At 38.1% G+C, this 17,423-nt stretch carries 16 protein-coding genes; 10 read left to right on the top strand and 6 right to left on the bottom strand.

The annotated features are described in order from the left end of the window. Positions 1-930: a bifunctional riboflavin kinase/FAD synthetase gene (locus tag ACE01N_RS07625; protein ID WP_380586606.1), complete on the bottom strand. Its 930-nt coding sequence runs from the start codon at positions 928-930 to the stop codon at positions 1-3. Positions 931-1,023: 93 nt separating this feature from the next. On the opposite strand from ACE01N_RS07625, the gene ACE01N_RS07620 reads away from it, so the two are divergent. The 5 genes from ACE01N_RS07620 to ACE01N_RS07600 all read left to right on the top strand — a co-directional run bounded on the left by ACE01N_RS07620 (position 1,024) and on the right by ACE01N_RS07600 (position 6,016). Continuing rightward, positions 1,024-1,968: a Ppx/GppA phosphatase family protein gene (locus tag ACE01N_RS07620; RefSeq protein WP_380586603.1), complete on the top strand. Its 945-nt coding sequence runs from the start codon at positions 1,024-1,026 to the stop codon at positions 1,966-1,968. Positions 1,969-2,009: 41 nt separating this feature from the next. Continuing rightward, positions 2,010-3,044, top strand: coding sequence for a zinc-dependent alcohol dehydrogenase (locus ACE01N_RS07615; RefSeq protein WP_380586600.1), 1,035 nt, complete (start codon positions 2,010-2,012; stop codon positions 3,042-3,044). Between the two features lie 252 nt (positions 3,045-3,296). Continuing rightward, on the top strand, positions 3,297-4,559 hold the full coding sequence (locus ACE01N_RS07610; RefSeq protein WP_380586597.1) for a hypothetical protein: 1,263 nt from the start codon (positions 3,297-3,299) through the stop codon (positions 4,557-4,559). Positions 4,560-4,605: 46 nt separating this feature from the next. Then, positions 4,606-5,241 carry a hypothetical protein gene (locus ACE01N_RS07605; protein ID WP_380586594.1) on the top strand — a complete coding sequence of 212 codons (636 nt, stop codon included), beginning with the start codon at positions 4,606-4,608 and terminating at the stop codon, positions 5,239-5,241. Positions 5,242-5,365: 124 nt separating this feature from the next. After that, positions 5,366-6,016, top strand: a complete 651-nt coding sequence (locus ACE01N_RS07600; protein WP_380586591.1) for a hypothetical protein — start codon at positions 5,366-5,368, stop codon at positions 6,014-6,016. 36 nt (positions 6,017-6,052) lie between these two features. On the opposite strand, the gene ACE01N_RS07595 is transcribed toward ACE01N_RS07600, so the two are convergent. Both ACE01N_RS07595 and ACE01N_RS07590 read right to left on the bottom strand, forming a co-directional pair. Further along, a complete protein-coding gene (locus tag ACE01N_RS07595; RefSeq protein WP_380586588.1) occupies positions 6,053-6,706 on the bottom strand; it encodes an outer membrane beta-barrel protein in 654 nt (217 codons plus the stop codon). Further along, positions 6,703-7,158, bottom strand: a complete 456-nt coding sequence (locus ACE01N_RS07590) for a type I restriction enzyme HsdR N-terminal domain-containing protein (RefSeq protein ID WP_380586584.1) — start codon at positions 7,156-7,158, stop codon at positions 6,703-6,705. The genes ACE01N_RS07595 and ACE01N_RS07590 overlap by 4 nt, the downstream gene beginning before the upstream one ends. A gap of 51 nt (positions 7,159-7,209) precedes the next feature. On the opposite strand from ACE01N_RS07590, the gene ACE01N_RS07585 reads away from it, so the two are divergent. The 4 genes from ACE01N_RS07585 to ACE01N_RS07570 all read left to right on the top strand — a co-directional run bounded on the left by ACE01N_RS07585 (position 7,210) and on the right by ACE01N_RS07570 (position 12,741). Then, on the top strand, positions 7,210-7,986 hold the full coding sequence (locus tag ACE01N_RS07585) for an AMP nucleosidase (protein WP_375728257.1): 777 nt from the start codon (positions 7,210-7,212) through the stop codon (positions 7,984-7,986). Positions 7,987-7,991: 5 nt separating this feature from the next. After that, entirely contained in the window at positions 7,992-8,993 is a 1,002-nt protein-coding gene (holA, locus tag ACE01N_RS07580) for a DNA polymerase III subunit delta (RefSeq protein WP_380586580.1), read from the top strand. Positions 8,994-9,400: 407 nt separating this feature from the next. Next, on the top strand, positions 9,401-10,075 hold the full coding sequence (gene mnmC2 / locus ACE01N_RS07575; RefSeq protein WP_380586577.1) for a tRNA (5-methylaminomethyl-2-thiouridine)(34)-methyltransferase MnmC2: 675 nt from the start codon (positions 9,401-9,403) through the stop codon (positions 10,073-10,075). Continuing rightward, the gene (locus ACE01N_RS07570) at positions 10,072-12,741 is read left to right on the top strand and encodes a cytochrome c biogenesis protein (RefSeq protein ID WP_380586573.1); all 2,670 of its coding nucleotides are present in this window, start codon (positions 10,072-10,074) and stop codon (positions 12,739-12,741) included. The genes mnmC2 and ACE01N_RS07570 overlap by 4 nt, the downstream gene beginning before the upstream one ends. Here the strand turns inward: ACE01N_RS07570 and ACE01N_RS07565 are convergent. Further along, positions 12,738-12,899, bottom strand: a complete 162-nt coding sequence (locus tag ACE01N_RS07565; RefSeq protein WP_380586570.1) for a hypothetical protein — start codon at positions 12,897-12,899, stop codon at positions 12,738-12,740. The two genes, ACE01N_RS07570 and ACE01N_RS07565, sit on opposite strands and share 4 nt — an antisense overlap. On the opposite strand from ACE01N_RS07565, the gene ACE01N_RS07560 reads away from it, so the two are divergent. Further along, positions 12,894-14,279: a tetratricopeptide repeat protein gene (locus ACE01N_RS07560; protein ID WP_380586567.1), complete on the top strand. Its 1,386-nt coding sequence runs from the start codon at positions 12,894-12,896 to the stop codon at positions 14,277-14,279. The two genes, ACE01N_RS07565 and ACE01N_RS07560, sit on opposite strands and share 6 nt — an antisense overlap. Before the next feature lie 7 nt (positions 14,280-14,286). Here the strand turns inward: ACE01N_RS07560 and ACE01N_RS07555 are convergent, their stop codons facing one another. Continuing rightward, positions 14,287-15,810 carry a family 43 glycosylhydrolase gene (locus tag ACE01N_RS07555; protein WP_380586564.1) on the bottom strand — a complete coding sequence of 508 codons (1,524 nt, stop codon included), beginning with the start codon at positions 15,808-15,810 and terminating at the stop codon, positions 14,287-14,289. Further along, the gene (locus tag ACE01N_RS07550) at positions 15,800-17,401 is read right to left on the bottom strand and encodes a pectate lyase (RefSeq protein WP_380586561.1); all 1,602 of its coding nucleotides are present in this window, start codon (positions 17,399-17,401) and stop codon (positions 15,800-15,802) included. Before ACE01N_RS07550 ends, ACE01N_RS07555 begins: the two co-directional genes overlap by 11 nt. Between the last annotated feature and the right edge of the window lie 22 nt (positions 17,402-17,423).

Raw genomic sequence — 17,423 nt, 5'->3', positions numbered from 1 at the left:
TTATTTTGAAAGCTGAACCAATGCTTTTTTCTCGTCCTCGTGGAGCTGCCTGATCAGTGCATTAAGATTTTCGAATGCCATCTCATTTCTCAAATGTCCAACCAGGTGCAATCTGATTTTTGCACCGTAGATATCTTTATCAAAATTAAGGATATTCGCTTCAATGGTAACATCTTCCTTATTTTTATTCAGGGTTGGACGGTAACCGATATTCAACATTGCAGGATATTTTAATCCCTCGAGTTCTGCCCAGCAGGAATAGACGCCCTGGGCAGGGATAAGTTTCAATGGGTCATCAAGCTGAATGTTGGCTGTTGGATAGCCCAGTTTCCGTCCAATCTGAACACCTTTCACAACCGTTCCGCTTAGCATGTATTCATAGCCCAGCATACAATTGGCCCGTTTAATTTCACCCTCTCTCAAATGATCCCTGATCAAAGAAGAAGAAACCACTTTATTTTCCTCAAAATGTGCCTGAACCTTCTCAATACCAACTCCGTGAGTTTCACATATGGTCTTGTAGCTTTCAAAACCCTTTTCACGATCTTTCCCGAAACGATGATCATAGCCAATGATAAAATGAGCCATATTCAGTTTATGGATCAGATAATGGTTAAGAAATTCAGTGGCAGATTGTTTGGCAAATTCTTTGGTAAAATCCAACACAATTACAGCGTCAATGCCGGATTCTTCAAAACGCCTGATCCGTTCATCATAAGATGTCAGCAGTTCAATACCTGGTTCTTTTTGTAAAACGATGCGTGGATGAGGTTTATAAGTTACAATTACAGACGGACGCTCCATCTCTTTTGCTCTGATGATGGTTCTGCTGAGCAAAATCTGATGCCCTGAGTGAACCCCATCGAACATTCCGGACGTAACAACGGGCTCCTTAAGACCTGTATTTTCTACACTGTAAAATAGCTTCACGATCAGAATTTGATTCAAATATACATGATTTTTTTCTGTTGTAAAACCTCATTTTGGTGACGAAACGTCTATTTTTGTGGAAACGAATTAATTATGATCAAAGCTATAATCGATATAGGATCCAATACCATTAACCTTTTAATTGCGGAATTTGTGGATGGCAGGTTTAAAGTATTAGAGGACCGCAAGATTCATGCAAAACTGGCGAGAGGAGGAATTAATGATAATACCATAGCTCCGGATGCATTTACCAGGGGTGTAAATGCTCTTTCGCAACACCGGAAACTTTGTGAGTCTTACGGTTTATCGGATGATGATATTGCAACCTATGCAACAGCTTCCGTACGGGCTGCTTCTAATGGAGGGGATTTTGCGGCAGAAGCACTGAAACGGTTTGGTTTATCGGTTCATACCATTGATGGTGAAACCGAAGCGCTTTTAATTCATGCCGGTATAAAAAACGGATTTCCGCTGGGCGATGATAAAGTGGTGATTATGGATATTGGTGGAGGCAGTGTGGAGTTTATTATAACGGATAGGTCCAAAATTTACTGGAAGCAAAGTTTTTATGTGGGTGTTACCAAATTACTGGATCGTTTTAAACCATCGGATCCACCATTAAAAGCAGAACTGGAAAAGGTAAGAGAATTTGCGCAGAAGGAATTACATGATTTATTTGTTGCCTTAAAACAATTTAATCCTGTAAGTATGGTCGGTTCATCAGGTTCATTCGATACCATTAGGGCCATGATAGAAACAGGGTCTTTTACTACTTTGGGTAAATCGGTTGATCCGGATGTTAAGACGTGGTTTAAAATTGAAAGCCCGGTTTTGCAAAAAATGGCTGATGAGTTGTCGGTAATGACAACTGAACAACGTAAACAGGTGCCCGGAATGGACGAAATGCGGGCCGAATATTTTCCGTTGGCTTTTGTTCTGATCCAAATCGTTCTTGAACAATTACCGGAGGCATCCATTTATCAATGTAGTTACGCCCTGAAAGAAGGCGCGTTTTTTTATCATTTTGATTCCAAGTAAAATCTTGTGTCTTAAGTCTTATGTCTTAAATCTAAAGAAGAATGAAAGCAGTAGCACTTACCAATATAAAAACGCTTGAAGTGGTTGATATCCCTGACGTGAATGAACCGGGAAAGGGTGAGGTCCTTATAAAAGTTAAATCGGTTGGCGTTTGCGGGTCGGATATGCATTATTACCGGACCGGAAGAATAGGTTCGCAGGTTGTGGCTTATCCCTTTGTGCTTGGGCATGAATTTGCCGGGGAAATAGTAAAAGTGGGTGAGGGCGTTAAAAATCTAAAGCCCGGTTCAAGGGTAGCGGTTGATCCGGCCATGTCCTGTGGTGAGTGCGATCAGTGCAGAGCCGGAAGAGAGCATACCTGCCGAAACCTGACTTTCCTTGGGAATCCCGGACAATCGGACGGATGTATGAAGGAATATATTGTCATGCCTGCCAATACCTGTTTTGAATTACCAGAAAAGTTATCATTTGATGATGGCATGTTATGCGAACCTTTTTCAATAGGTATTTATGCCGTTAAGAGTTTTGGAAATGTTTCAGGTCTGGATATTGGTATTTTAGGTTTTGGTCCTATTGGCATGAGTGTTTTAAGCGCCTTAAAACCGAACAATCCTTCATCCGTCATTGTATCTGAAAAACTGGACTATCGTCTGCATACTGCAGAAACTTTTGGTGCTGACTATGCCATTAATCCATTAAAGGAAAATCTTGTAGAAAAAGCAAATGCATTGTACGAAAACCAACTTGACGTAGTATTTGAATGTTGCGGACAGCAGGATGCGGTAGCACAGGCTATTGAAATGCTGAAACCCGGAGGAACACTGATGATTGTTGGAATTCCCGAATTTGATGTGTGGAACCTCCCGGTGGATCAGTTGCGCCGTAAAGAAATTACCATTAAAAATGTACGCCGGCAGAACCATTGCATGCAGGATGCCATAGATATGCTGGCGGGCGTATCATCAGATTTGAAACAAATGATTACCCACCGGGTGGATTATACTAAATCGCAGAACGTTTATGATCTGGTGGAGGCCTACAAAGACAATGTGATGAAAGCGGTGGTGACTTTCTGAGACATTTATATATTGGAATATCTTATCTGACAAGCCTTTAATCTTCATTAAGTGTTAAATAACATTTATTGAATTTGTCAATTTTAATAAAATATTTGTTATTTTGTAATACCCTGAATTGATAACCACTGGCCAGATTATCAATCAATTCAATTTAGTGATTATGATATAAAGTAAAAGGGCAGTACTTTATATTAAAAATAATACTGCCCTAAATTAACCGGGATTTTCATCCCTTAAACCAATACAAAAATGGAAAAAATATTTTATTTATTTTTATTTGGAGTCGTTTTATTCACGGGATGTGAAAAACGCGAGAGTTTACAAAATGAAATTAGTGAAAGTGTTTTGTTAACAGAGGAACAAGATTTGCTCCTTAAAAAGATGGATGATGCATCAAAAGTATTAGCAAGAATGGCTGATAATAAAGATGTAACTAATGAAATTTCTGTTATTATTAGCAAGCACATGTATTCTGATGACTTCGTTTTTTTCAGGGATTTATTTAATCCGGGAGATAATGAAGTGTTGAAAAGTACCGGATTTAATCAATCAGTATTTGAATCTGAATTTGACAAGGCTTTAGATCAAATGAAATTGAAATCTACTGATTTTGATGATCTAAAGCAATATCTAATTAAGAATGATTTGGCGCTCTATGTTCCTTATCCGCTGGAAGAATATGATGAAAATAATAGAATTCCAACCATTTCTTATCATCCTCTACTGAATGATAGCATTAATTATGGATATGAATATAAATCTTCAACGGATTTAAAATCCACATCAATTCTTTCTGATCCATATATTATTGTAACTGTGAATGAAGAATATGCAGAAGAAAAACCGGTATATTTAATAGTTCCTAAAGAGATTGAAGAACCAACGGTACCGACTATTGATCCAATTGATCCGGTTGCAACAAATGAAATTAATGAGGTAAAAGTTGGCTGGGTTTATTTAACAAAACAATTAGATGGATTATTTGATGGTGGTTCAGAATTAAGATTTGAACAAGGTTCTGTGAATGTAGGTAGTGATGGTCATGTAACAGGAACATTTACCACAAATATCTCATGTAATATATCCAGATGGCGTATTGGAAAGGCTATAGGTGGTTATGAGTCCGGATTTGTTTCATTAAGTATTCCATGGGACACAAATTGGAAACCAGAAGAAACAGCAAATATTTTTGGAGTCTGGGAAGAGGACAAGAAATCTGAATTAACTTTTGGGTCAGTAGCAAAGTTTACATTTGGTCAGGATATCAAGGATGCAACCACAGGAGTTGAATATAAACAAGGACAGGAAGTTTCTGTATCTATTTCAAAGAAAATCTATTCTCAGGATCAAATAATTTATGTTATGCCTTGGGATAGAAACTGGTTTTTTGCTACCAATAAGACGAACAATGGGTGGTCTTTTAATGGATCATATTTAAAAGATGGATTTGCTTTTAGAAAATTGAGTAATTATTTGATAATTACAACACCTCACCGTGTTTTAAATTACTGATTATATAGGGGTGCAATTTTTTTGCACCCCATGTAAATGCAGCATTATGAAAAAAATAATTGTATCAATAGTTATTGTTATTTGTTCGCAATTTATTAAATCACAACCATTTAATGTTATCTTTTATTCTGGATATTCTACGGATGGGAAGCACTATGCAGATATCCCTTTGGAAGTTGAATTAGAATATTTCCCTGTTGACTGGTTTTCGGTTTTTGCCGGATATGAAAAGTTTAATTCTTCATATGATGAATTTGATAATCCCATGTATGCGTTTTATGGAATTGGTTTTAATTCTCAGTTTTCGTATAACCTTCCTAAATTAGGTTTTAATTATTACCCTTTAATAAATGGACGAAGTAAGGTTGCTATTGGCACTTTTGTTGGTCGTGGAAAAGTGTCACGAAATTCTACACCGTTTATCAGTTATTTAGACAGCCGTGAGTCTGAGGGTAGTGATAAAATTTATGAAATAGCCATTATTTCGGGCGATTATAAAAAGAACCTAACCGGTTATGGCGTTCATTTTAGGTATACATATGAAGTTTTAAAGGATCAATTAAGTTTGGGCGTAAAGATTGATTATACAGGGTTTAAATTTATGGATACATTTAAATGTTATGTGCCGGATGTAATAGGTGTTAAGTTAAGTGTTGGAGTTTTACTAAATAAACCTGAGTAATATGAAATGAGAATAAAATTTTTTAAGCTTACCATAAGTGAATGCTTAAAATAAGTTTGTTTGAATTCCTGAATGTAATACAACTTTTTTGCAGATTTTCTGCAAAGTAAAAAAATTTAAACAGATGAAAAAGATTAGTTTAATTATTGTTTTATATGGTGTTATCGGTATTCAGTTATTTTCACAGGAAAGTCAGAATGTAAAATTTTCCGGCAAATCAGGCTACGGGTATTTTACAAATATATTTGGCATTTTTGATAATGATGAATACCTAATACCGGGTAACGAACCCGGACAGCCCGGACAAATGATGTGGATGGAATATCAGTATCATTACAAGGAGAATGCATCTGTTGGATTATGGTTTGGATCCGGGATTGTAAAGTTTACACATGGAGACATTTTTGATAGCAATATTGTTAATACAAGGGTGAATGATGAATACCGGATGTTTGGTTTTAACTTTTACAGGTATTTGAATTTCAAAAACTCAAATTTGAGTGTTGGCGTAGGACCTGTTTATATAGATATGAAATCACCTCAGATTAGCTATATGGCAGAGCCGGCATATGTTAATGGTGAAGCTGGTTATATCTATTCAAATTTACAACTTGACTATTATAGGGACCAAATGTTAGGTTTAAATCTGGACATTAATTATTCGTACAATGTTTTTAAAGGTTTGTATGCCGGTGTAAAATGTAATACTTCTGTTGTAATGTATTATGGTTTAGAGAGTTTTTTATTATCGCCTTATCTGGAATTCCGGTTTTAATTTATACCTGGCAGTATTATACCGTATAGTATAAATTTAATTTACATCACCCGGAACTAACCTCTCCGGTTTATATTCCGGGCGAGGCTTTCTATCTCTGGTCAGGTTCCATGAAACGCCCATGGTTACGATGCCAAGGTTTCCGGTGCCTACTTCTAGATTCATGGCAAACTTATTGGTTATATAGTAGCGAACTCCAGCTATGGGACCAAATGAAAAATCTACCGTAGTTTCATCAAGTTTTTCATCCAAACCGTTTTGATGGTGATAATTCTCGCGTATGGTTGTATTGGTTACTACCCAGTTTAATCCCAGTGTTACATACAGGTCAAAGTCATTGAACCGGACCTTGTCGTTTGTGATTTTTTCAATCCAGTTTCCGTAATGGAATGATGCCAAACCTCCAAACCCGATATTAAAATCCCGGTGAAAATTAGTCGATAATGTATCGTTGGTATATTTATTGCGGTAAAAACCAACTAAAACGCCGTAAGTAAAATAGTCGTTGATGAACTTTTCAACCTGGAAAGCCAGTGGTGGAACTTTGTTAATGGAGTAACCTTCCCACTGATTTCTGTTTGAAAAATCCGCAAATGATATTCGGGGAGAAATCAAAAAACTGTCCCTTTTTGTCTGCGCCTGAAGGAAAACAGGAAATAAAATCAGTAAGATCAGTATAAGTTGTTTCATTGAACTATTGTATTCATATCCGGAATATCGGATAAAAACTTAAATGTGTTATTGCTCTTCTCAATTTTTCCACAAAAATGTTGCAATCCGTTCGAAATAACAAAATAAGTTACATTCAATTTCAGATTGTAATTGCAAATCTGATCCATAGTTTTCTGGCTGATCTTTATTTCAGGTGCTTTGAATTCCAGAATCATAACCGGTTCACCTTTTTTGTTATAAACAACAGCGTCACACCGTCGGGATAGATTGTTTATTTTTATTTCGGTTTCAACTGCAATAAGTCCGCGTTGATAATTTTTGTAGTTTAGCAAATAAGCCAAAAAAGACTGTCGGACATGTTCTTCCGGTGTCAGAACTACAAAGCGTTTTCTGAAAACATCAAAGATCAGTGTTTTTTCACCTTCTTTTTTTATATTAAACGGATGATCCGGAAGATTTAATCGGGTCATTTTGCTATTTTTGAACATTCGGATAAAAACAGGGTTAAAAATAATGTTCCTATGTTGAAAACCAAAAAAGATATTGTAGAGAATTGGTTACCACGGTACACCAAACGTAAACTGGAGGATTTTTCAAAATTCATCCTGCTTACCAACTTTAATCATTATGTGGAGTTATTTTCAAAATGGTATGATGTTCCTATTGTAGGGAAAGAAGGCAACATGCCGAATGCTTCAAATGGTGAAATAACCATTATAAACTTCGGTATGGGAAGTGCCAACGCAGCAACCATCATGGATCTGCTTCAGGCCATTATGCCGAAAGCTGTACTTTTTCTGGGAAAATGCGGAGGCCTTAAAAAGAGAAATAATCTTGGGGATTTGATTTTGCCAATAGCGGCGATCAGAGGTGAGGGAACAAGCAACGACTACCTGCCACCTGTTGTTCCGGCCTTACCTGCATTTACCCTTCAACGAGCTGTTTCTTCAGCCATCCGTGATTTTGAACGCGATTACTGGTCAGGAACAGTATATACAACCAACAGAAGGGTTTGGGAATATGATAATGAGTTTAAAAAATATCTGGTATCCACGCGTGCCATGGCCGTGGATATGGAAACAGCGACCTTGTTTACCGTAGGATTTGCCAACCATATTCCAACCGGATCATTACTGCTTGTTTCGGATCAACCCATGATATCGGAAGGTATTAAAACTGATAAAAGTGATACCATTGTAACCCGCGATTATGTAGAGGATCATCTGAAAATTGGCATTGAGTCATTGCGGGAGATCATTATCAACGGACGTTCTGTTAAACACCTGAAATACGACTAATTCCGATGGACCATATTTCTGTACTAAATGACTTAAAGAACCGGAAATTTAAGCCTGTTTATTTCTTGATGGGCGAAGAACCATACTACATTGACCTTATCAGCGACTACATTGAGGATAATGTGTTGAATGATATGGAAAAGGAATTTAACCAAACGGTAATGTATGGTCGTGATGTGGATACGGCTACAGTGATCAATGCAGCTAAACGCTTCCCCATGATGGCTCCTATGCAGGTGGTTATCGTAAAAGAGGCACAAAATCTGGGGAATATTGATCAGCTGGAACATTACCTGAAGCAGCCACAATCGTCTACTTTACTCGTAATTTGCTACAAATACGGGAAGCTCGATAAACGGAAAAAAGTTTATAGGATGCTTGGGGATGTCGGTGTGGTTTATACCTCTGACAAAGTGAGGGATTATAAAATGGGGGAGTGGATAAACGATTATTGCAGGAACGTAGGTTTGTCCATATCTCCAAAATCATCATTAATGTTGGCGGAGTTTCTTGGCACCGATTTGAGCAAGGTTGTAAATGAGTTAGACAAATTGAAGCTGGTAATGCCGAAGGATTCCAATGAAATTACCCCGAAGCTGATTGAAGAATATATTGGTATTTCAAAAGATTATAATGCATTTGAACTGCAGGAAGCACTTGCAACACGAAATGTGCTAAAAGCAAACAGGATTGTGAACTACTTTGCTGCTAATCAGAAGAACTACCCGATGCAGATGGTTATGGTGCCTGTCTTTAATTTTTTTTCTAACCTGATGATCTTTCACTACCTGAAAGATAAGTCTGATGGATCGGTGGCAAAATCACTTGGCATTAATCCTTATTTCGTCGGGCAATACAAGTCCGCCGCAAAAATATACAATGCCTGGAAGGTCATGGATGTGGTGTCGTTGTTGCGTGAATACGATGCTAAGAGCAAAGGTTTTGGAAATGTGTCTTCGTCCCAGGGAGATTTATTGAAAGAACTGGCTTATAAGATTATGCATTAAATGTGCGGAATCTCTATCCCCTTACAATATATAATAAGCTGTAACTGATTAAATAATAAACAGATTATAGAAATAAATCTGCAGGATTGATAATGTTTTTATGAATAGGTGAAAAAGAAAAAGGTAGGCCACTTATCCAAAGCACCGCCTACCTCTTTTGCTAACCTTAAATCTAATACTATGAAAAAAATCCCACAACAAAAGTACGCAAATAATTATGCTGGACAACATATTGGAGCGTTAAAATACGTTAAAAAAATGCTATAAAACATAAAAATGAATCACTGTATATTTTGCAACCCTTATTAAACGAGGGATTTAGAGCGAAATAATTGTTGAAAATACACTTTAAAAAGTGATATATTTGGATCTGTTTTTATTTTGAAGTATTACTAGTTTTACATGGCATGGATATTAAGGAACTTAAAATTAAAAAAACCGAAGATGGTTCGGCTACATTATTTGTGCCTGAATTGAATGAACACTATCATTCTTATAAAGGGGCAGTTAGAGAATCATTACATGTATTTATTCAGGCTGGTCTTGAAGAATTATCCAGGGCAAGAAAAAATATCAGGATACTGGAGATAGGTTTTGGAACAGGACTTAATGCGTTGCTTACGCTGGACTATACTTATAGTGATCCAGAATTGAAGGTTCACTATACAACTTTGGAAAAATATCCGTTGGATCTTAATCTTATAATTCAATTAAATTATACGGTACATTCAAACAATACGATCAGGGAGTTGTTTTCTGATATACATCAGGCTCCGTGGAATTTGGTTTCGGAGATTACAGATCGGTTTTCAATTTTAAAACTGGAAGCAGATTTGACTCAGGAGATAGATTTGGAAAACTGCGATCTGGTTTATTTTGATGCGTTTGCACCAGAAAAACAACCGGAAATGTGGGATGAAGCAATCTTTGAAACCATTTACGGTGCAATGAATAAAGGAGGCATCCTGGTGACATATTGTGCCAAGGGTGAGGTTAGAAGGCGGATGCAACGGGCTGGTTTTAATGTGGAAAGACTTCCGGGACCGCCTGGAAAAAGAGAAATGCTCAGGGCAAGAAAATGAAACATATAATCTATAAACTTTTTTCTGTAAGAATTCTGGCTTTGCTGGGATTGGTTTTTGCGATTGCTATTTCAGTGGCTACTTTTATTGAGTATAATGCCGGGACGGATGAGGCACGGTATCTGATTTATGATGCATCATGGTTTGAATTCATGCTGGGATACATTGCTGTAGGTTCTGTGGTAAACATTTTTTATTCCCGGCTTTACAGAAAGGGTAAGCTAGGGATTATGTTGTTTCATCTTTCTATTGCAGTGATAATCATTGGTGCCGGAATTACCCGATTTGTGGGCGAAACAGGCAGTATCGGTATTCGGGAAGGGAGCTCTTCAAATCTATTGCAACTGGACCAAACAGTGCTTAATGTAAAAGTTATGAAGGCCAGTTCCGTCATTTATGAGGATCATAGAAAAGTAAGACCAAACAAATTTAATCAGGATTACTATAACAAAAGTGTTGTGGTAGATGGTACTGATTTAAATATTCGTTCTGAGGTCTACTCAAAAGGCGAGATGCAATATCCGGTGACAAAATTCAGGATATCCCGGGATCAGGAAGTGGCAGAGGCTTTTGTTTACCATTATTCGCAACACGAACCTACCGAAGTTAAATTCGGTGACGTTTCGGTGGTACTGTCAATTGGTAAGGAGGAAAAAATTCTGCCATTCAAAATAGCGCTTGATAGTTTTATAGTGGAACGGTATCCGGGATCGCAAAGTCCATCGTCGTTTATTAGTTATGTACATGTTAATGACCCGGAACAAAACAACAATTTTGCCTATTCTATTTACATGAACCACATATTGAAATACCGCGGTTACAGATTCTTTCAGGCTTCCTATGATGAGGATGAACTTGGAACTATTCTTGCCGTAAACCATGACCCGGTTGGATCGTCCGTTACTTATCTTGGGTATTTATTGCTGGCGTTGGGAATGCTTAAAGCGCTTACAGATCGGAAGAGCCGGTTTGTAAAATATTTAGGAAAAGTAAAAAATACGCATGTTGTTATTTTGGGATTAATCTTATTTACATTACCTCTTTCGGCACAATCAGATTCGCAGGTAAGCCCTGAAACAGCCAGGATGTTCGGAGAGGTCTGGGTTCAGGCAAACGGAAGAATAAAGCCGATGAATACATATGCGGGCGATCTGTTGCGAAAAATGAGCCGGAAAAGTGAAGAAAAAAACCGGAAAGCCGAAGGCATCATTCTGGAGATCATTAAAGATCCTTCTGCCAGTTCTGCCAAGCCATATATTTTCAAAAGTGAAACAGGAATTCCATTTCTGGATAATAACCCGGGAAAAAGGATTGCATACAATGATTTGTTTACTAAAGACGGAGCCTATATTCTGCAAACGGTTGTTCAGAATATTAACCGGAAAAAACCTTCTGAACGGACTAAGACAGAGAACAATATACTGGCACTGGATGAGCGGGCGAACATATTTAATATGTTAAGGCAAGGTAGATTAATAAACCTGTTTCCATTGCCCGGTAAAGCGTCCGATCCATGGATAGATCTCAGGTCTGTGCCCAATGTGTTTATGACCGGAGACAGTCTGACAGAGAAAACATTTTCTCAGTTTTATCTGAATTTTTTCAGCAAGGACCCGAAAGAATTTCAAAAAGCGATGGATTTTGTGGACAGCTGGCAGAAACAGTTTGCTCCCCAAATACTGCCATCTGACAGGATGCGGAATATTGAGCTTTTATATAATAAACTGAACGTGTTTGAACGGTTGTCACATTTTTACGGGCTTGTTGGCTTTATATTTTTGATTGTGGCTATTATTGCCCAGATAAACAGGAAAAAGTTAGCACGATATGTATCTACAGGACTTGGAATACTACTGATTGGTGCAGCCCTTTTTCATGGTGTAGGCTTACTGTTGCGTGGCATCATGACCGGACATGTTCCGGTTAGCAATGGATACGAAACAATGATATTTGTTTCATGGATAAGTCTGCTCATCGGAATTTATTTCTTCAGGAAATCAGATATTACGTTTGCATTACTGAGTTTACTCTCAGCATCGGCCTTAATGGTGGCTCACCTGAGTTTTATGAATCCACAGATTACACCTTTGGTCCCGGTATTAAAATCGGTGTGGCTCAATATACATGTAACGGTTATTACGTCAAGTTATGCTTTTTTGGGTGGGAGTGCTATGCTGGCGTTAATTACCCTTTTGCTTATGACGGTTCTTACAGATAAAAACGCTCCCCGTATTTCCGGTACAATCCGTCAATTGATAGTCGTTAACAGGATGATCCTGATTCCCGGATTATACCTGATTACAATTGGTTGTTTTCTTGGCGGCGTTTGGGCAAACCAGTCCTGGGGAAAATACTGGGGGTGGGATCCGAAAGAAACCTGGTGCCTGGTTTCGGTTCTGGTGTACACGTTGGTTGCCCATCTGAATCATTTGCCGGGCCTGAAGGGGAGTTTTTACTACGTGGCAGGTTCGTTGGTCGCATTTTCAACTATTTTGATGACATATTTCGGTGTAAATTATTTTCTTGGTGGTATGCACTCTTATGCCGGCGGAGGAAGCATTTATTCACTGCCATCCTGGATCTATTATGCGGTATTATTTGTTATCGTTTTACTGATTTTGGCCTATAACCGGTATAAAAAGGTGTTTGCAGACACAGAGTGTTAATAACTTTTTAAAATATTAACATCTTGCTTTCTGTGATTAAGGTATTGTAAATCAGTTTTTTGTGAAAAATGAGCTGTTGGTTTTGTAGAATTATGGCAATTACCTATTGCTACAGCCAAAATATCTTCCAAAATTTGTTCAAAATTGCTTTTATGCATCAAAAACAGTTTAATCAGGACGGAAATCGCAACAATGATGTTGTAAGTCGTTATGAGGATATGCTTTACCAACAAAAGATTGGGTATTTTGATGTTGAAGAGTTTGAAAGTCTTACAGAGTACTATCTTAACCATATGAAGGTTAAGAAAAGCCTGTTGGTTGTTGAAGAAGGTTTAAAACAGCATCCTGGTTCAATTACGCTATTGTTATGGCAGGCAAGGGTATTGCACAAAATGGGTAAGTATAATTCTGCCCTTGGAATTATTGAAACGCTTAGTTTTAAAATTTATGACGAAGAAGTGCTTATGCTTGAGGGTGAGTTACTTCTGCGTATGGATAAATTTCAGGCTGCAAATGATGTGTTCGAAAATCTTTTGAAAACAAGTGATGACGATATCGACAGAATGTGCCTTGATATTGCATTTCTGTATATGGGTATTCAACAGCCTAATGTAGCATTGTATTATCTGAAAAAGGGATTGATGCATAATCCGTTCAATATTGATATATTGTTTGAACTTGCTCTTAATTCGGAAGAGAATGGCAAATCTGATCTGGCAATAACTTATTTGAATCAGCTTCTGGATGTTGATCCTTACAACGAAGAAGCCTGGTACAATATGGGAATGTCGCACAATTCGAATGAGGATTATGATAAAGCCGTTGATGCGTTTGATTATGCTTTAGTGATCGATTCTGGTTTTTATAATGCCATATTCCAGAAGGGCATTGCACTGTTGCGGCAGGATAAATTCCAGGAAGCCCTGGATTCATTTCAGGAATTTTTGAAAGCAGAAACACATAACGAAGAGGTGCTGATATATCTGGCGGAATGTTATGAAGGTTTAGGTGATTATGTATCTGCGGAGCAAACTTACTATTCTATTCTTGAGTCTGAACCGGATGTTTATGATGCATGGATTGGTCTAGGTTATTGTAAGCAGTCTACTAAAGATTATATAGAAAGTGTCAACTGCTTTAAGAAAGCCATTGAAATGGATGAAACAGATGACGAAGCATGGACAGGAATGGCTGAGAGTTACTTTTATTCAGGTTTTAAAAAGGAGGCGTCGGAGGCATTTACAAAATCATTGAAGCTGAACCCTGAACAGGAGGATGTATGGGTCATGCTTATTGCACTGAGGATCGAAAATAATGAACTCGAAGAAGCACGTTCGGCTCTCGGCATGGCAATTTCGATAGTAGGTGATAATGAAAGTTTGCTGGAATTAAAACGTTTACTGGATATACTGGTCAGTGGTGAGTACGCTAATATACACGTCACCAGAGAAAACGCCTCGGATCTCATATTTAAGGGAGAGCGTTTTAATATGGTTAACCTGAGTAAATTTATCGACCCGGATCAGTATAAAAATTAGTTTATACCTAAAGTTTAGTATACGTAAAATTATCGAAGGTGGTCTCGCCTGTTCCGTAAGAATAAATTCCAGGCCTTAAGCTCATAAATCCTCCGAATACATTATGATTGAACCCTGTAGCATCTATACTGCGTTCAACTTTTGTCCAAATTTGGCCATCTCCACTAAAATAGAAACTAATTTCATTTTCATCGTTTAATATTTTCAGGTATCCATGATTCCCGAGCGTATTGGGTTCACGTATTTTTGCGTTTTGTCTGTTGTAAACAGTAAATCTGGTTTTACTGACCTCTATCCGCATATTTCCTTCCTTATTGTAATAAAGACAAAGACCGGATATTGCATCACCGATTAAGTTATATTCCACAGTAACCTCATATTTACGATCGCTGGCGTTCACAAGAAATGGCGTTGTTTCGTCAAATGATCTTCCTTTTGCAGACATAACCAGTTTTCCGTTCTTGACTTTTATTCTGTCAGGATCAAAGTCTTTATAAAACTGCCACTGCAAGCCCGGTTCATCTGCTGAAAAATTATCGGATAAAGAACTGTTCAGATTTAATGCTTTGCCGGTTGGTAATTTTAGTTTGTCAGAGCTGTTTATTCCATCCGGAACCTTAAACCAAAGATCATCTGTCCATACAACAGGAAGCATTAATGTTTGTCTCCCAAGCGTCTGAAAACATTTTTCATAACCATGATACATTATCCACCAGTTCCCATCGGTGTCATCCACTAAAGTTCCATGGCCCTGACACCACCAGCGCTGATCCCTTTTTTCTGTATGCACTACAGGATTATACGGTGAATTTTCGAACGGACCAAACGGGGATTTGGAACGGGCAGAAACTACCATATGTGCTGTAGCTGGTCCTGCAGTTCCACCTTCGGCAACAGTTAGATAATAGAATTCGTTTTTTACGGTTAGTTTAGGCGATTCAAGGCAGAAACATTCTGTACTCCATTCTTTAGGGAATTGCCATCCATCATAAATATGTTTTGGTTCACCAGAAACACTTAGACCATCTTCTGAGAGTCCGACCACGAAACCTTTAGAGAGGTATAAATATCTGTTGCCCTCAGCATCAACCATATGCCCCGGATCAATAAAACCCCTGAGATTCAAATCAATGGGTTCGGACCACGGACCTGCAGGAGAATCGGCTGTTACTACCCAGTTTGTACCTCCGGCAGGGAAGTAAATGTAATACCGATTGTTGAACTTTAAAAAGTCAGGTGCCCAGACGGAACCTACATATTTATGCAAGGCATGTGCAATTCTTTCCCAGTGAATAAGATCTTTAGAGTGCCAGATCAATAATCCGGGATAGTATTCAAATGAGGAGTGTGTCATATAATAATCTTCTCCATCACGAAAAACGGACGGATCAGGGTAATCCCCTCCGAGAACAGGATTTTCGTAATATGTCCCGGAAATATCCTGGGTACTTTTATCTTCTTTCTGCTTTTTGGTATTGCAGGAATTCAGCAATGATAGTATTATAAAAGTGAGGATGATATTAATTTTCATGTTGATTATTTTTCAGAAATTGAATGAGCGCCAGCATATTACGTATATATTGTGATGTAGAGATATATTCCTGGTCAGACATATCCCTGTAAGGTGACGTGTCTGTTTCGTCTCCTACAAAGGTCGTTGCATATTTATCAGTTTCGATTTTGTTTTGTCCGTCACCAATGTACGGGTGGCTGGTCATGGCATGTTTAATAAGCCATCGGTGTTTTTCATCCAGTGAATTTATGATATCAGAAACAGTTTCTTTTTTTGAGTTAAACATGAATTTGAAACCACTTAGATTATAATATTTTTGTGGTGTACTTGCTTGAGTAAATGGTGAGGGAAGGAGAGGAGACTCTTTGGTGACTTCTTCAGCATTTAATTCTGAAAGGCGCTTATATTCGTTTTTCAGTTGTTCTAATGGAACCCTGCATTTTCCATAATAATGTGAAGGGAGGTTTTGATCACTTTCATCGGTATAATAAATGCCATATTTAACATTCGATCCTTTTCGGTGAACGAAAATAGGTTTGTTAGTTTCAGTATTGACAAAGGTCGGATGTGTGCGTTGGCCTTCAATCTCGGTTTCTGGTAGTTTTGTATTCTCAAGCCACTTAATTGCGGCAGGTACATTTTCAAGAAAACGAGTATCACCGGTGTACTGGTAAAATTTAAGCAGCAAAAATGCATTTTCGCAAGTGGTGGATGGTAAAAAGGCCAGCGGTTCAAAAGTTCGTGCACTGGCAGGTTTAAGATCCATATCCAGTTGTTGTGCCCACGCTCCGCAACCGTCCTGCGAAAGCAGGTAAAAATCCATTCCTTTTTTTATGGGCTCAAGAAATCTTTTTTCACCAAGTGTGAGGTAACATTGTATCAGAAAATTTATGTTTTCCCAAGTTACATCATCATTAAATGTATAAAACGAAGTATAATCAGGAAATCCCTGTTTGATAAAATCATGTCGTAAAGGATAGCGTTGTGGCCAGCCGCCATTTGGATACTGACTCTCCAAAATAAAGTCGATTGCTTTATCCAGGGAGGGTTTGTATTTGGGATCCAGCTTTTCAAGGTATACCTGTAGTAAAAAACGGGCAGCATCGCTTGAAACATCATCATCGAATGTGGAATTGCCATAGTAATGCTGGAATTCCTCCAACCTCCAACCGTTTTTCCCGATTGTTTCGTACCAGTGTTTTAATGATCTATCACCTGCAAAATCCACCATGTAATTCCATCCACCTTCAGGGTTTTGTCCCCAGATAATTGCTGAAGCTGCTTTTTCTGCAGCCTGATAATAGTATTCATTACCTGTAACGTGATAGGCTTCCATGAACACATGCCCCATGCTTACTGTGCCTGGATGTTGGAGCCATATCATTGTTGGGTATGCTTCCATTTCACCCCATTGTCGAGACATATCAGGCAGATAATTCCAAAGATAACCACCATTGGTACTGACGTCATCCACCATAAAACGGGTGGCATCATACATGGTCTCCAAAACTTTTTGTGTGATGGAATCTTCGGTTTGACTAAAACTATTGATTGGTCCGATAAGAGCGCAACTCAATATGACCACAAAAGCGAATAATTTCTTTTTCATAATACAGCGGGAAGAAGGTTAG

Source organism: Quyinboa ferrireducens, from assembly GCF_042436675.1.
In the GTDB taxonomy this organism is placed as follows: Bacteria; Bacteroidota; Bacteroidia; order Bacteroidales; family UBA5342; genus JBHJHP01.
This window is presented reverse-complemented; position numbering and strand designations above follow the sequence as displayed.

Coding starts and splice junctions, on each gene's coding strand:
- ACE01N_RS07620 (WP_380586603.1), top strand. CDS start 1,024: ATGATCAAAGCTATAATCGATATAGGATCCAATACCATTAACCTTTTA.
- ACE01N_RS07615 (WP_380586600.1), top strand. CDS start 2,010: ATGAAAGCAGTAGCACTTACCAATATAAAAACGCTTGAAGTGGTTGAT.
- ACE01N_RS07610 (WP_380586597.1), top strand. CDS start 3,297: ATGGAAAAAATATTTTATTTATTTTTATTTGGAGTCGTTTTATTCACG.
- ACE01N_RS07605 (WP_380586594.1), top strand. CDS start 4,606: ATGAAAAAAATAATTGTATCAATAGTTATTGTTATTTGTTCGCAATTT.
- ACE01N_RS07600 (WP_380586591.1), top strand. CDS start 5,366: ATGAAAAAGATTAGTTTAATTATTGTTTTATATGGTGTTATCGGTATT.
- ACE01N_RS07595 (WP_380586588.1), bottom strand. CDS start 6,706: ATGAAACAACTTATACTGATCTTACTGATTTTATTTCCTGTTTTCCTT.
- ACE01N_RS07590 (WP_380586584.1), bottom strand. CDS start 7,158: ATGACCCGATTAAATCTTCCGGATCATCCGTTTAATATAAAAAAAGAA.
- ACE01N_RS07585 (WP_375728257.1), top strand. CDS start 7,210: ATGTTGAAAACCAAAAAAGATATTGTAGAGAATTGGTTACCACGGTAC.
- holA (WP_380586580.1), top strand. CDS start 7,992: ATGGACCATATTTCTGTACTAAATGACTTAAAGAACCGGAAATTTAAG.
- mnmC2 (WP_380586577.1), top strand. CDS start 9,401: ATGGATATTAAGGAACTTAAAATTAAAAAAACCGAAGATGGTTCGGCT.
- ACE01N_RS07570 (WP_380586573.1), top strand. CDS start 10,072: ATGAAACATATAATCTATAAACTTTTTTCTGTAAGAATTCTGGCTTTG.
- ACE01N_RS07560 (WP_380586567.1), top strand. CDS start 12,894: ATGCATCAAAAACAGTTTAATCAGGACGGAAATCGCAACAATGATGTT.
- ACE01N_RS07565 (WP_380586570.1), bottom strand. CDS start 12,899: ATGCATAAAAGCAATTTTGAACAAATTTTGGAAGATATTTTGGCTGTA.
- ACE01N_RS07555 (WP_380586564.1), bottom strand. CDS start 15,810: ATGAAAATTAATATCATCCTCACTTTTATAATACTATCATTGCTGAAT.
- ACE01N_RS07550 (WP_380586561.1), bottom strand. CDS start 17,401: ATGAAAAAGAAATTATTCGCTTTTGTGGTCATATTGAGTTGCGCTCTT.